This window comes from Kribbella sp. WER1 (assembly GCF_054189145.1).
Map to the genome: position 1 here is coordinate 5,886,115 of NZ_CM135186.1, position 13,235 is coordinate 5,899,349.

A 13,235-nucleotide genomic window follows, 5' to 3' on the forward strand; every position below is an offset into this window, starting at 1 on the left:
GGGCTCAACCCACCAGCCTCTCCATTGGCTCGCGCATGCCGTTAAATGCGTTCTCGAATCGCGGCAGCTCACCTTCGGAGATACCGTTGCCACGAGCAACATCCTTCCAAGCAGCGGTTCCGTCCAGAATCTCCTGGAGGATCCGACGGGCTTCGTCGGTGCCGATCCGGAACGTGTCGGCGTACGATATGAGGCCGGTCAACTCGTCGTCGCGGTGGTATGCGCCGCCGATGCCCGTCACCCGTTGACTGCTGGTATCCGGATTCGGGTTGACGTCGAAGGCCGGGGACAGCCGCCATCCGGAGTGGCCGTCCCGAAGGAAGCCGTGATTACGCAGATGGTCGTCGGTATTGTGAATCGCGATCGAGAACGCTACCCGCCGCCAGAGCTGCCGCAGATCGCCGCTGACACGCGAGCCGTACTCCGTCAGAGTCTCGGCAATCTCGAGGTAGTCGCTCGACGTGCCGTCCTTGCCCTGCACCATCGTCATCGCACTCATGTATCCGACCCGCCCCACACGGTCCCGATCGAAGCGCTCGAGGACGAGAACCGGTCGGCCGCCGACGCTGACGAGCCGTCGGGCGGGAACCGCGATACCCGAACGCTGAGCCAGATCGAGGGCTGTCTTCTCCCAGCCGATAACGTCCCATTCGTCGCCATGATGCGGGAACTTGGCGATCAGCAGTCGGTCTCTGTCGCGAACAGACGCTTTCGGCCGGGCGCCGCCCAGCGAGCCGGAGCCCGCGTCCAGCAGGTCCTTCACCGCTGACAGGTCGTCAGGGTCTCGAGCCACTGCATCGGACGCCTGCAACAGCCTGGGAAGCTCTACCAGCTTGGGAACCGTGAGATCAGGATCAAGGTACGGGCCGGCCGGCGAGGTACGGAATCTGAGGGCTCCCTGGCGGGTCAGGTCGCTGACCCCTAATAGATAGTCCACGTCGCTCACGGACGGGTTCGTTCTGCCCTCTCGGAGCGCCCGAAGCCGCACTTGCTTGCCGATCAGGTTCTTCCCCCAGCGGTCCGGAGAGCAGTCGGTCAAGGCGCCTGGCATCCCGGCGATGGTGTGATTTCCCTGGGTCAGTGGCATCGCTGGGTCGATGGCATAGGCGCCGGCTCGAGCCAGGTAGGTCTCGTCGTACCGGAAGGTCATCGACAGGATGTTCCGACGCCGGCTGAAGTACGCCGTCCCCACCTCGACGGTGTCTCCGTCGAGATCGACGGAGACCAGGGCGGGCTCGCTCATCGGCGGACCCGCTTCGGCAGTGCGTGATCCGCGCGGGCGCGACCAAGATCGGTCTCGTACGGGTCGAGTGCCTCGACGACGCGATCCAGCGTTCCCAGCACCCGTGCGACGTTGAGGAAGACGTCGAGGCCGACGGTGGTCTCCCCGTGCTCCAGTTTGCGCAGAGTGTCCCGAGAGATACCTGCCCGGTCCGCGACCTGGGCGGCGGTGAGGCCCTGCAACTTGCGCCAGGCGGTCACGTGCGCACCGATCCGCTCGGCCGCGAGCCGCGTCCGCGCTGGTACAGCCGATCGGACCATGCGACTCTCCTCATTCAATGACGACTCTGGTAGCCACTATAGATGATAATGGCGACTATCCTAGTCATTATTTGAATGATCTTTCGTCCCGGCCGATCGGTCGCAGCGGGCTCGCGCGATCACGGCAAGGTGAGGACGCGAGGGCCTTCGGGGGTGATGGCCACGGTGTGTTCGGCGTGCGCGCCGCGGGTGTGGTCCGCGGAGCGGAGAGTCCAGCCGTCGGGGTCGATCCGGTAGCCGGATCCGGCCCCGGACCAGAACCACGGCTCGATCGCGAAGACGTGACCGGCATGGAGTTTGAGGCCGCGGCCGGGGCGGCCGTCGTTCGGGATGTGCGGGTCCTGATGCATCCGGCGGCCGATGCCGTGGCCGCCGAAGTCCAGGTTCGTGCCGACGCCGGCGCGCTTGCCGACCCGGCCGATCGCGGCGCCGATGTCGCCGATCCGGTGGCCCGGGACGGCGGCCGCGATCCCGGCGGCCAGCGCCTCCTCGGTGGTCGCGATCAGCTCCAGGTCCGCGGCGCGCGGCGTACCGACGCAGAAGCTGATCGCCGAGTCCGCGCACCAGCCGTCCACCGACGCGCCGCAGTCCACATTCAGCAGGTCGCCGTCCTGCAGCCGCAGATCGTTGGGCAGACCATGCAGTACGGCGTCGTTCACCGATGCGCAGATCACCCCGCTGAACGGCGTCGTCGCGAACCCGGGCTGGTACCCGTCGAACAACGACACCGCCCCGGCCGACCGCAGGACGTCCCGCGCGACCTCGTCGAGCTCGAGCAGGGAGACGCCGACCGCGGCGTGCTTCTTCACGATCTGCAACGCGTTCGCGACCACCTGCCCGGCCGCGCGCATCTGCTCGATCTCCGCAGGTGTCCTCAGCTCGACCATGGTTCCACTTACTACCACACGGGGTCGGAACCAATCAGGTATCCGTCCCGACCAACCGCCACGACGACGCGCAGTACTCGGAGGACTGCTCGCCGGAGTCACCGGGGCGGCGACGAGCGGTTGCGTGGCGGGCACGCGGCGATCAGCAGCGCGAGGTCGATCCGGAAGTGCTTGCCGATAGCAACATTGCCTTGGTGATCGGGCATCACGCGCATGTGGTCCAGCCGATGCAGGCGATCGACGGGAAGTGGATCGCGTACGGGCACGGGAATCTGGCCGCGGCGCATCGGGAACCGGAGGAGCGGAAGGCGGAGGTGTGCTGACACGGTTCATGTTCACGTGGGACGGGAATGGTTGGCGGACGGCGGCGGAGTACCCGTCGTTGTTGATGATGACGGACGACCTGCCGGTGCGGGTGCTCGACGTACGGCCAGAGCTGGCTCGGGGGCAAGGCGCGGCCGGCTCGAAAATGCTTTGAGTGCTGGGGAATCTGCGTTTAGGGTCGGCGGCATGATTACGTACTTCGTGATGGTCCGTCGTGCCCGCCTCCGGGCAGGCGCGGGGTGCCTGGGGATGGCATCCGCTCGATAACCGCTGGGCTCAGCGGGTCGTGGACGAGGCCGGGATCGTTCCTGGCGAGCTTGTCCTTGATGTCGGCGCCGGTCTTGGTGCGCTGACGGCGCCGCTGGTGCGGGCCGGGGCTCGAGTGGTCGCGGTGGAACTTCATCCGGGGCGTGCCGAGCGGTTGCGGCGGCGGTTTGCGGATGCGCCGGTGACTGTTGTCCGGGCTGACGCGGGGGATTTGAGATTGCCGTCGCGTCAGTTCCGGGTGGTGGCTAGTCCGCCGTACAACATCTCCACCTTGCTGTTGAAACGGTTGCTGGCGCAGGGGTCTCGGTTGGTGTCGGCTGATGTGGTGTTGCAGCGGCAGGTGGCGAACCGGTGGGTGCGCGGCGATGCACCTGGGGCGAACCGATGGTTCCGGTACTACGATCCGTCGATCGGCTTACGCCTTCCCCGCAAGGCCTTCACCCCAACACCCCACGTCGACTCAGCAGTCCTCCAACTACGCAAACGCTGACAACCACCCCGCCCCCTTCGCTCCACCCGGGGGCGGGGGCGAGGAGCGGCGCCGGCCACGACCTGTAGTCCAACCCGCTCCCCGAGGCATGCACCCGCCGTACGAGTGCCCGCCGTACGAACACCCGCCGTACGAACACCCGCCGTACGAACACCCGCCGTACGAACACCCGCCGTACGAACACCCGCCGTACGAACACCCGCCGTACGAACACCCGCCGTACGAACACCCGCCGTACGAACACCCGCCGTACGAACACCCGCCGTACGAACACCCGCCGTACGAACACCCGCCGTACGAACACCCGCCGTACGAACACCCGCCCCCTCGCTTCGCTCGGGGCGGGTTTGTGGTGGAGGCCGCGCGGGTGGTTCAGGTGCTTGCGCGGCTAGCCGTGCCAGGAGTTCCAGAGGGCGGCGTACGAACCTTGGTGGGCTACCAGTTCGTCGTGGCTGCCCAGTTCGGTGATCTTGCCGTCTTCTACTACCGCCACCCGATCAGCGTCGTGAGCCGTGTACAACCGATGGGCGATCGCGATCACCGTCCGGCCCTCCAACACAGCGGCCAGCGAACGCTCCATGTGACGAGCCGCCCGCGGATCGATCAGCGAGGTCGCCTCGTCGAGGACCAACGTATGCGGGTCAGCCAGCACCAACCGAGCAAGAGCCAGCTGCTGCGCCTGCGCGGGCGTCAACGACAGCTGACCAGACCCGACCCGCGTGTCCAACCCATCAGGCAGCCCCTCCGCCCACTCCCGCGCATCGACCGCGCCGAGTGCATCCAGCAGTTCCGCATCGCTCGCCGAAGGACGCGCCATCGACAGGTTGTCCCGCAACGTCCCCACGAACACATGATGCTCCTGCGTCACCAACGCGACCTGCTTGCGCAGTTCGTCGAGTGGCAGATCCGTCATCCCGACCCCGCCGACGGTGACGGATCCGGTCCGCGGCGGATGGATGCCCGCGACCAGCCGTCCCAGCGTCGACTTGCCGGCCCCGGACGGCCCGACCATCGCGATCCGCTCGCCGGGCTGGATCGTCAGATCCACACCATGCAACACGTCCCGCCCGTCGACGTACGAGAACCGCACGTCCCGAGCCTCGACCAACTCACCGGCCGGCTGCTGCCCCGACGGCGTCCGGTCGTCGGGTACGTCGCTGATCCCGAGCAGTCTCGCGAACGCCGCCCCGCCGGACTGCAGCTCGTCCAGCCAGGACAGCAACCGGTCCACCGGATCGATCAGCTGGTTCACGTACAGCACCGCGGCTGTCACCGCGCCCAGCGAGACATGCCCGTTGAGATGTAGCCACCCGCCGAACAGCAGGGTCCCGACCACAGGCACCAGATACCCCAGCTCGGCCGCCGGGAAATACACGGTCCGCAGGAACAACGTGTACCGCTCAGCGTTGTACGACCCGCGGATGTCCTCGTCCCCGCGCCGCACGCGATCGTCGTACCGCCGCAGCGCCTCGACCGTGCGCGCGCCCTCGACGGTCTCCGCGAGCGAGCTGGTCATCTGCGCGTACGCCGCGTTCTCGCGCAGGTACCCGTCCTTCGCCCGCCGCAGGTACCACTTGGTGCTCAGCCACAGCAGCGGCACCATCGCGACCAACGGCACCAGCACCCACACGCCGACCAGCATCGTCGCGACCGCCGTGAACAGCACGGTGACGAACGCGATGATCGTCTCCGGTACGGCGAACCGCACCGTCCGCGACAGCGTGTCGACGTCCCGCGAGGTCCGCGACAGCAGGTCGCCGGTGCCGGCCCGCTCGACCGTACCGATCGGCAGCGCCAGCGCGTTGTCGACGAACTCCTCGCGCAGCTCGGCCAGCACCTGCTCGCCGAGCGCGAACGACTTGTACCGCGCCCACCGGGTGAGCAGCGACTGCGCCACGATGAATCCGGCGATCACGACGATCACCAGATTCACCTTGGCCGCGGTCGTGCCGTGCTGGACGTCCTGGACCAGGTTGCCGATCAGCCGCGGCGCCGCCAGCCCGGAGACCGCCGCGAGCGCGTGCAGCAGCAACGCGGCCAGCAACGTCCGCGGATGCCGGCGGGCGAGCCGTCGGGCGTGCTGCCGGATCTCCGCCGACCCGGCGACGGGCAGGATCTGCCTCATCCGACGACCTCCTCTGCTTCGGTCTGCCGGGTGACGGTCCGGCGGTACTGCGGGGTGGACGCGAGCAGCTCGCGGTGCTTGCCGGTGGCAACGACACGGCCGGCGGCGACGAAGATCACCTCGTCGACACGGTCCAGCAGCAGCGGGCTCGCGGTCAGCACGACGGTGCTCCGGCCGGCCCGGTGGTCGCGGAGCCGGTCGGCGATCCGCGCCTCGGTGTGCGCGTCGACCGCGGACGTCGGCTCGACCAGGACCAGCACCGACGGATCGGCGAGTAACGCCCGGACCAGCACCAGCCGTTGACGCTGGCCGCCGGAGAACGAGCGGCCCTTCTCCTCCACCTCGGAGTCGAGCCCGTCCGGCAACGCCACCAGCACGTCCTCCGCGGACGCCGTACGCATCGCGGCCAGCAGCTCGTCGTCGGTACGCCGGCCCGCCGGGTCGAGCTCGGTCCGCAGTACGCCGGTGAACAGCTGGGACCCGGTGTCGCTCACCAGGATCCGCTCGCGGACGTCCGCCCGGGTGGCGCTGGCCAGCGTGACACCGCCGTACCGCACCTCGCTGGTGTCGTCGTACCGCCCGAGGCGGTCGGCGAGCGGGCCGTAGCTGTCCGGCTCGGCGGAGACGATCGCGGTCAGCAACCCGTCGCGGGCGCGGACGCCGGAGACCGGGTCGACCAGGTCGCCGTGGGCGGGCAGCGGCACCGGGGTGTCCGGCTCGACGATGTCCGGCTCAAGCTTCAGCACCCGGTTCACCCGGCCCGCGGCCACCAGCCCTCGCATCAGCTGGTTCGCGAACTCGGTCGCCGTCCGCAGCGGCAGCACGAGGAACGTCGCATACCCGTAGAACGCGACCAATGATCCGGCGCTGAGCCGGCCGTGCAGTGCGAAATGCGCGCCGAGGCCGACGACCAGCACCACGAAGATGCCGGGCAGCAGCACCTGCGCCGCGTCCAGCACCGACTGGATCCCGGCCACCCGGACACCGGCCTTGCGGACCTGCTGCGACTCGGTCCGGTACCGCCGGGAGAACGACTCCTCTCCGCCGATGCCGCGCAGCACCCGCAGCCCGGCGACGATGTCGGAACCCAGCGAGTTCAGCTCGCCGACCGCCTCGCGCTGGGCGGACTGCCGCTTGTGCAGCGGCCGCAGCATCGGGCCGAGCGCGAACAGCATCACCGGGACGCCGATCAGCACCACCAGGCCGAGCACGGTCGACGAGGACAGCAGGATCACCGCGACCACGAAGAACGCCACGATCGCGCCCGCGAACCGGGCCGAGATCTCCATCAGGTTCCCGATGTAGGACAGGTCGCCGGCGCCGATGCTGACCACCTCGCCGGTGGCCAGCTGCTTCGGCAGCGTGGCGCCGAGGTCGGCCGACTTACGGGTCACCACCTGGACCGTCCGGTACGCCGCGGTCAGCCAGTTCGTGACCGCGAACCGGTGCCGCATGATGCCGGCCGTCGCCTGCACGACGCCGACCGCGAACAGCAGCGCGGTCCAGCGCAGCAGCCGCTCGCCGTCCTGCGCCGCGATGCCCTCGTCGATGGCCCGGCCGAGGATCGCCGGGATGAACGCCTGCGCGGCCATCCACAGGATCCCGAAGGTCATCCCGCCGGCGAGCGTGCGGGACTGACCGCGGGCGACCCACCACAGGTAGCGGGCCGGCGAGCGGTGGTTCGGCGTGCCGGGATCGGCGAGAGGAAGCTGTTTCATGGCCCGTTCAGGCTAGGTCTCGGCTCCGACACTTTGCATGCGAATTAATCGCAGTTGTGGACCCCCTGAACCGGCACCATCGTGGACATGACGAGGGGACGCGGCTGGCTGGCCGGGTACGGCGTGCTGACGGTGGTGCATCTGGTCACGATCGCCGTGGGGGAGACGTGGTCGCAGCTGATCACCAAGGTGCTGCTGATGCCGGCCCTGGCGGTGTGGGCGCGGGTGAACGGCGGCCCTGTGACGCTGCTGGTCGCTCTTGTCGCGTCCTTCGCTGGGGACTTCCTGTTGCAGGTGGATCAGCTCCTGCCGGGCATGCTGGCGTTCGGCGTGGCACACGTCTGTTACGTCGTGCTGTTCGCCCGCCGTGCGCGTAGACGGTCGCTCTTGGTCGTAGCGGCGTACGGGGTGGTCTGGTTGGGGGCGTTGGCACTGCTATGGCCCGGTCTTGGCGACAACCGGATCCCCGTGGCGGTCTACTCGCTGTTGGTGACGGCTACGGCTGTTACGAGCGGCTGGAACGGCTGGCGCTCCGGTGTGGGCGGTGCACTGTTCCTGATCTCGGACGGGCTCATCGGGGTGGGTTTGGCAGGACATGACTTCACCGTGCGCGACTATCTGGTGATGGGGACCTACTGTGCCGCGCAGTACCTGCTGGCCGGCCGGCTGTTGCGTGGTGACAGTCGGTAGACCTTCACCTTGCGTTGGGCAACGGGTTCCCGTCGGGCAATGTCGGGCCCCTGTCCTTGATCCATGTTGGTGATCGCGCATCGGGGAGCGAGTGGCTACCGCCCGGAACACACGCCGGCGGCCTACCGGCTGGCCGCGGCACAGGGCGCCGACTACCTGGAACCGGACCTGGTGGCCACGCTCGACGGCGTGCTGGTCTGCCGGCACGAGAACGAGATCTCCGGGACCACCGATGTCGCGGAACACCCGGTCTTCGCGGACCGGAAGATCACCAAGATCGTGGACGGCACCGCCGTCACCGGGTGGTTCGTCGAGGACTTCACGTACGCCGAGCTGCGCGCGCTGCGGGCCCGTGAGCGGATGCCCGCGCTCCGGGCGAACAACACGGCGTACGACGGGCTCGAAGAGATCCCCACGTTCGACGACGTGGTCGGGCTGGCCCGCCGGGAGTCGGCGCGGCTCGGGCGGCCGATCGGGGTGATCCCCGAGATCAAGCACCCGGCGTACTTCCGGCGGCTCGGCCTGCCGCTGGAGGAACTGCTCACCGAACGCATCCTGGCGCTCCGGCTGCGGCCCGAGGAGATCATGGTGCAGTCGTTCGAGCCGACGAGCCTGCGCAGGCTCTCGGTGATGGCCCAGGTCCCGCTGGTGCAGCTGATCGACGCGGAGAGCGCGCCGAACGACTTCCTGCGGACGGGCGACGGCCGGACGTACGCCGACCTGATCGAACCGCGCGGGCTGCGCGAGGTGGCGACGTACGCGCAGGTACTGGCGCCGCACAAGGACCTCGTCGTACCGCGGACCGCGGACGGCTGCCTCGGGGAGCCGACCCGGCTGGTGGACCACGCGCATCGCGCCGGCCTGGCCGTCCAGGTCTGGACGTTCCGTGCCGAGCGGCGCTTCCTGCCGACGGCTACCGACTTCCCGACCGAACTGACGCGTTTCGCCGCGTTGGGACTCCAGGGCGTGTTCTCGGACCACCCGGACCAGGCGGTCGCCGTACTGCGTAAACCGGCGCTGAACGTGTAGCAGCGGAGTGACCGCTGCCCGCGATCACTCCGCCCGAGGTGCTGCGCCCGCCAGCGGCGCAGTCGTCCTCACGCCGCCGGCGGCTTGTTGTTGGTGTCGTCGTAGATGCGGGAGGCGATGTCCTGCTCGGTGGTGTCCTGGTGGTTCTGGTTCACCGACTGCTGGACGTTCTGCCAGACGGCCTTGCCGTCGGACTCGGGGATCACGATCCAGGCGACCGCGTAACCGATCATGGCGGCGCCACCGGTGATCAGCGTCAGGCCGACCCAGCCGAGACGGACCAGGGTCACGTCGATGTTCAGGTACTCGGCGATGCCGCCGGAGACACCGGACAGCATCCGCTGGTTGGCGGAACGCCGGAGGACCTTGCCGGAGAGGTTCTGGAACGGTGCGTTGGAGTTCGTCATGGCTCTACTCTCCCGCCCGGGCACCTCCGCGCACATCAGGATCGGTACCGACCGGCCCCTGACCCGACCCCGACGACTTTCGTGGAACCCCGCCCGTCCGCCAGCCTGTCTCTAAGGGTGAGGAGGGGGAATGGACGAGTTCACCGAGTACGTCACCGCCCGCTGGCCGACGCTGGTCCGGTCGGCGGTCCTCCTCGGCTGTACGCCGTCCGAGGCCGAAGACCTCGTGCAGTCCGCGCTGGAGCGCTGCCTGCTCAAGTGGAACCGGGTACGCGTCGCCGAGGACCGGGACGCGTACGTACACCGCGTACTGGTCAACTGCTTCCGCTCCTCCCGCAGACGCCGCTGGCACGGCGAACTGCCGTCAGAAACGCTCCCCGAGAGCACAGGCGCCGACCAGACCACAAACGTCGACGACACCGACGCCGTAATGCGCGCACTGGACGCCCTGCCCGGTGACCAGCGCACGGCCGTCGTACTGCGCTACTACGCGCACCTGAGCGAACAACAAATGGCCGCCGTCCTCGGAGTAGCCGCCGGCACCGTCAAAAGCCGCCTCTCCCGCGCCGTGAAGGCCCTGTCCCAGGACCCCCACCTGGCAGAACTGCGAGCACCCCAATGACCAACCTGACCGACCTCCTGGAACGCACAGCCACCAAAACGCCCGTAGGCCCACCCCCACTGGAAGCCCTGCACGCCGGCGTCAAACGCAGACGACGCCGCACGGCGACCCTCATGGGAGCCACCTTCGCAGTCGCCGGCACCGTCATCAGCACGGCCACGCTCCTCACCGCGCCTCCACACACCCCACCGGCCGCCGCGCCCCCGACCCGTCTGGTGGGTCTCGGACACGTAGCCATCGCCGTACCAGCCGATTGGCCGCGGAACCGGAGCGCGTGCGGTACGCCGCTGGAGAACACCGTGCAGGTCGACGACCCGAGCATGACGCGCGAATGCCTTGTCGGCCGGCCGCACGACGTGGACAGCGTCCAGGTGAGTGACGCACCCATTGTGGGCTTCCAAGCCGACGAGAAGCTCGTCATCGACGGTGTGCAGGCTGAGCGCCAGCGGACGAGCTGTCTCGACAGCGCGATCGGCAGCAGCGTGTGCACGGGTGCGGTGGGTGTCCCGTCTCTGGGGGTCTGGTTCCGCGCGGAGTCCTCGACCAGCGCGGACGTCGTCGACCGGTTGCTCGCCCGGATCCGGATCGTGCCGGACCAGGCCGGCGTACCGAGCCCGTGGTCGGTGACCGGCCCGCCGACGGGGCCGCTCGTGGACGGCTACCTGCCGCGGCTCATCGCCGTTGGGCTGAAGTTCCAGATCAAGCAGGTGAAGTCGCCGAGCTATCCGTCCGGCACGCTGCTCGGGGTGTCACCCGCGGCGGGCACGATGCTGCCGATGGGAACGACGGTCGTGGTGTCTGTTGCGAAGTAAAGAACTGTCGGTGCGGGCGCCTAGCGTCTGGGGGTATGGATGCGGCGGCGGTGGTGAAGGTGATGGCGGGGTTGCCGGGGGCCGAGGAGCAGGAGGGGTGGGCGGGGCAGCCGGTGTTCAAGGTGCGGAACAAGAGCTTCGCGTACCTGTCCGAGGACCAGACCCGGATGCACCTCAAGGTGGCGCGGGAGGAGCAGGAGGCGCTGGTGGCCGAGGACCCGGCGGTGTTCACGGCGTCCTGGGGCGATACCTGGGTGCTCGTCGAGCTCGGGCCGGCCGATGCCGAGGAGATCGGTGAACTGATCACGGAGGCATGGCGGCTGAGCGCTCCGAAGTACCTGGTCGCGCAGCTCGGCAGTTGACGGTCGGCTTGCACTCGTTTGGGGCGAGTGCTAATACTTGGTTAGCACTCCAAGGGCGAGAGTGATAAGTGCTCGTGCCCGGCCGGGTGTGCAAGAAGACGGCCTCGATGAGGTGCCTGGTCGCGACGGGACATGAGCGTCGCGGGTCTTGGTGCCGTCCGTCGCGGGCATCGGAGCCGGCTGAACCACAAAGACTCGACGCGGGAGGACTCGCGGAGAATGCCCAAGCTGATTGCTTTCGATGAAGAGGCGCGCCGCGGTCTCGAGCGGGGGATGAACACCCTCGCCGATGCCGTCAAGGTGACGCTCGGCCCGAAGGGCCGCAACGTCGTGCTGGAGAAGAAGTGGGGCGCACCCACGATCACCAACGACGGCGTCTCCATCGCCAAGGAGATCGAGCTCGAGGACCCGTACGAGAAGATCGGGGCCGAGCTCGTCAAGGAAGTTGCCAAGAAGACCGACGACGTCGCGGGTGACGGTACGACGACCGCCACCGTGCTGGCCCAGGCCCTCGTCCGTGAGGGGCTGCGCAACGTCGCCGCCGGCGCCAACCCGATGGGCCTGAAGAAGGGCATCGAGAAGGCCACCGAGGCGGTCAGCGAGCAGCTGCTGTCGCTGGCCAAGGACGTCGAGACCCGGGAGCAGATCGCCTCCACGGCCTCGATCTCCGCCGCCGACACCCAGGTCGGCCAGATCATCGCCGAGGCGATGGACAAGGTCGGCAAGGAAGGCGTCATCACCGTCGAGGAGAGCAACACCTTCGGCCTCGAGCTCGAGCTCACCGAGGGTATGCGCTTCGACAAGGGCTACATCTCGCCGTACTTCGTGACCGACACCGACCGGATGGAGGCCGTCCTCGACGACCCGTACATCCTGGTCGTGAACAGCAAGATCGGCAGCATCAAGGACCTGGTCCCGGTGCTGGAGAAGGTCATGCAGACCGGCAAGCCGCTGGCGATCATCGCCGAGGACGTCGAGGGCGAGGCCCTGGCGACCCTGGTCGTGAACAAGATCAAGGGCACCTTCAAGGCCGTCGCCGTCAAGGCGCCGGGCTTCGGTGACCGCCGCAAGGCCATGCTGGTCGACATCGCGGTGCTGACCGGCGGTGAGGTCATCTCCGAGGAGGTCGGCCTGAAGCTGGACACCGTCGACCTGGAGCTGCTCGGCCAGGCCCGCAAGATCGTCGTCACCAAGGACGAGACGACCATCGTCGAGGGCTCGGGCGACGCCGACCAGATCACCGGCCGGGTGAACCAGATCCGCGCCGAGATCGAGAAGTCGGACTCCGACTACGACCGCGAGAAGCTGCAGGAGCGTCTGGCCAAGCTGGCCGGCGGTGTTGCGGTCATCAAGGTCGGCGCGGCCACCGAGGTCGAGCTGAAGGAGCGCAAGCACCGCATCGAGGACGCCGTTCGGAACGCGAAGGCGGCCGTCGAGGAGGGCATCGTCGCCGGTGGTGGCGTCGCGCTGCTGCAGGCGTCGGTTGCGGCGTTCGAGAAGCTGGAGCTCGAGGGTGACGAGGCGACCGGTGCGCAGATCGTGCGCCAGGCCGTCGAGGCGCCGCTGAAGCAGATCGCCGTGAACGCCGGCCTCGAGGGTGGCGTCGTGGTGGAGAAGGTCCGCAACCTCGAGCCGGGTCACGGTCTGAACGCCGCGACCGGTGAGTACGTGGACCTGATCAAGACCGGCATCATCGACCCGGCCAAGGTGACGCGCTCGGCGCTGCAGAACGCGGCGTCCATCGCGGCTCTGTTCCTCACCACCGAGGCCGTCATCGCCGACAAGCCGGAGAAGGCCGCGGCCGCTCCGGGCGGCGCGCCCGACATGGGCGGCATGGACTTCTGATCCAGTAGTCCGGCAGCACACGCAGTACACGCAGTACCCAGAGGTCCCGGGCCGAGGCCCGGGACCTTCTGCGTTCCCGCATACCTCGCCACACGAGGGGATATCCCCTGGACGT

General features: G+C 68.5%; 16 protein-coding genes. 9 read left to right on the forward strand and 7 right to left on the reverse strand.

What is annotated here, in order from left to right; all coding sequences use genetic code 11:
• Window positions 1-4: 4 nt before the first annotated feature.
• The 3 genes from ACXJJ3_RS28635 to map all read right to left on the reverse strand — a co-directional run bounded on the left by ACXJJ3_RS28635 (window position 5) and on the right by map (window position 2,429).
• Window positions 5-1,243 (reverse strand): type II toxin-antitoxin system HipA family toxin, encoded by a 1,239-nt coding sequence (locus ACXJJ3_RS28635; RefSeq protein ID WP_458164933.1) that lies wholly within the window; start codon window positions 1,241-1,243, stop codon window positions 5-7.
• Window positions 1,240-1,542: a helix-turn-helix domain-containing protein gene (locus ACXJJ3_RS28640; protein WP_458164934.1), complete on the reverse strand. Its 303-nt coding sequence runs from the start codon at window positions 1,540-1,542 to the stop codon at window positions 1,240-1,242. Before ACXJJ3_RS28640 ends, ACXJJ3_RS28635 begins: the two co-directional genes overlap by 4 nt.
• Before the next feature lie 119 nt (window positions 1,543-1,661).
• A complete protein-coding gene (map, locus tag ACXJJ3_RS28645; protein ID WP_458164935.1) occupies window positions 1,662-2,429 on the reverse strand; it encodes a type I methionyl aminopeptidase in 768 nt (255 codons plus the stop codon).
• On the opposite strand from map, the gene ACXJJ3_RS28650 reads away from it, so the two are divergent.
• The 3 genes from ACXJJ3_RS28650 to ACXJJ3_RS28660 are packed head-to-tail and all read left to right on the forward strand — an operon-like array spanning window position 2,411 to window position 3,510.
• Window positions 2,411-2,752, forward strand: a complete 342-nt coding sequence (locus ACXJJ3_RS28650) for a CapA family protein (protein ID WP_458164936.1) — start codon at window positions 2,411-2,413, stop codon at window positions 2,750-2,752. The genes map and ACXJJ3_RS28650 overlap by 19 nt on opposite strands.
• Window positions 2,746-2,907, forward strand: coding sequence for a hypothetical protein (locus ACXJJ3_RS28655; RefSeq protein WP_458164937.1), 162 nt, complete (start codon window positions 2,746-2,748; stop codon window positions 2,905-2,907). Before ACXJJ3_RS28650 ends, ACXJJ3_RS28655 begins: the two co-directional genes overlap by 7 nt.
• Window positions 2,908-2,967: 60 nt before the next feature.
• A complete protein-coding gene (locus ACXJJ3_RS28660) occupies window positions 2,968-3,510 on the forward strand; it encodes an rRNA adenine N(6)-methyltransferase family protein (RefSeq protein ID WP_458164938.1) in 543 nt (180 codons plus the stop codon).
• Here the strand turns inward: ACXJJ3_RS28660 and ACXJJ3_RS28665 are convergent.
• The 3 genes from ACXJJ3_RS28665 to ACXJJ3_RS28675 all read right to left on the reverse strand — a co-directional run bounded on the left by ACXJJ3_RS28665 (window position 3,458) and on the right by ACXJJ3_RS28675 (window position 7,353).
• Window positions 3,458-3,829: a hypothetical protein gene (locus tag ACXJJ3_RS28665; protein WP_458164939.1), complete on the reverse strand. Its 372-nt coding sequence runs from the start codon at window positions 3,827-3,829 to the stop codon at window positions 3,458-3,460. The two genes, ACXJJ3_RS28660 and ACXJJ3_RS28665, sit on opposite strands and share 53 nt — an antisense overlap.
• Window positions 3,830-3,898: 69 nt before the next feature.
• Complete coding sequence (locus ACXJJ3_RS28670) at window positions 3,899-5,635, reverse strand: ABC transporter ATP-binding protein (RefSeq protein ID WP_458164940.1); 1,737 nt, start codon at window positions 5,633-5,635, stop codon at window positions 3,899-3,901.
• A complete protein-coding gene (locus tag ACXJJ3_RS28675) occupies window positions 5,632-7,353 on the reverse strand; it encodes an ABC transporter ATP-binding protein (RefSeq protein ID WP_458164941.1) in 1,722 nt (573 codons plus the stop codon). The genes ACXJJ3_RS28670 and ACXJJ3_RS28675 overlap by 4 nt, the downstream gene beginning before the upstream one ends.
• An 87-nt stretch (window positions 7,354-7,440) precedes the next feature.
• On the opposite strand from ACXJJ3_RS28675, the gene ACXJJ3_RS28680 reads away from it, so the two are divergent.
• Together ACXJJ3_RS28680 and ACXJJ3_RS28685 are read left to right on the forward strand one after the other, a co-directional pair.
• Window positions 7,441-8,043, forward strand: coding sequence for a lysoplasmalogenase (locus ACXJJ3_RS28680; RefSeq protein ID WP_458164942.1), 603 nt, complete (start codon window positions 7,441-7,443; stop codon window positions 8,041-8,043).
• A 63-nt stretch (window positions 8,044-8,106) separates the two neighbouring features.
• A complete protein-coding gene (locus ACXJJ3_RS28685; RefSeq protein WP_458164943.1) occupies window positions 8,107-9,072 on the forward strand; it encodes a glycerophosphodiester phosphodiesterase family protein in 966 nt (321 codons plus the stop codon).
• A gap of 68 nt (window positions 9,073-9,140) precedes the next feature.
• Here the strand turns inward: ACXJJ3_RS28685 and ACXJJ3_RS28690 are convergent, their stop codons facing one another.
• Window positions 9,141-9,479: a PspC domain-containing protein gene (locus ACXJJ3_RS28690; protein WP_458164944.1), complete on the reverse strand. Its 339-nt coding sequence runs from the start codon at window positions 9,477-9,479 to the stop codon at window positions 9,141-9,143.
• A gap of 130 nt (window positions 9,480-9,609) precedes the next feature.
• On the opposite strand from ACXJJ3_RS28690, the gene ACXJJ3_RS28695 reads away from it, so the two are divergent.
• From ACXJJ3_RS28695 to groL, 4 genes are all read left to right on the forward strand, one after another.
• Window positions 9,610-10,101: a SigE family RNA polymerase sigma factor gene (locus ACXJJ3_RS28695; protein WP_458164945.1), complete on the forward strand. Its 492-nt coding sequence runs from the start codon at window positions 9,610-9,612 to the stop codon at window positions 10,099-10,101.
• A 113-nt stretch (window positions 10,102-10,214) separates the two neighbouring features.
• Window positions 10,215-10,913: a PASTA domain-containing protein gene (locus ACXJJ3_RS28700; protein WP_458164946.1), complete on the forward strand. Its 699-nt coding sequence runs from the start codon at window positions 10,215-10,217 to the stop codon at window positions 10,911-10,913.
• A gap of 35 nt (window positions 10,914-10,948) precedes the next feature.
• Complete coding sequence (locus ACXJJ3_RS28705) at window positions 10,949-11,275, forward strand: MmcQ/YjbR family DNA-binding protein (protein ID WP_458164947.1); 327 nt, start codon at window positions 10,949-10,951, stop codon at window positions 11,273-11,275.
• A gap of 219 nt (window positions 11,276-11,494) precedes the next feature.
• On the forward strand, window positions 11,495-13,120 hold the full coding sequence (gene groL / locus ACXJJ3_RS28710; RefSeq protein ID WP_458164948.1) for a chaperonin GroEL: 1,626 nt from the start codon (window positions 11,495-11,497) through the stop codon (window positions 13,118-13,120).
• Window positions 13,121-13,235 lie beyond the last annotated feature (115 nt).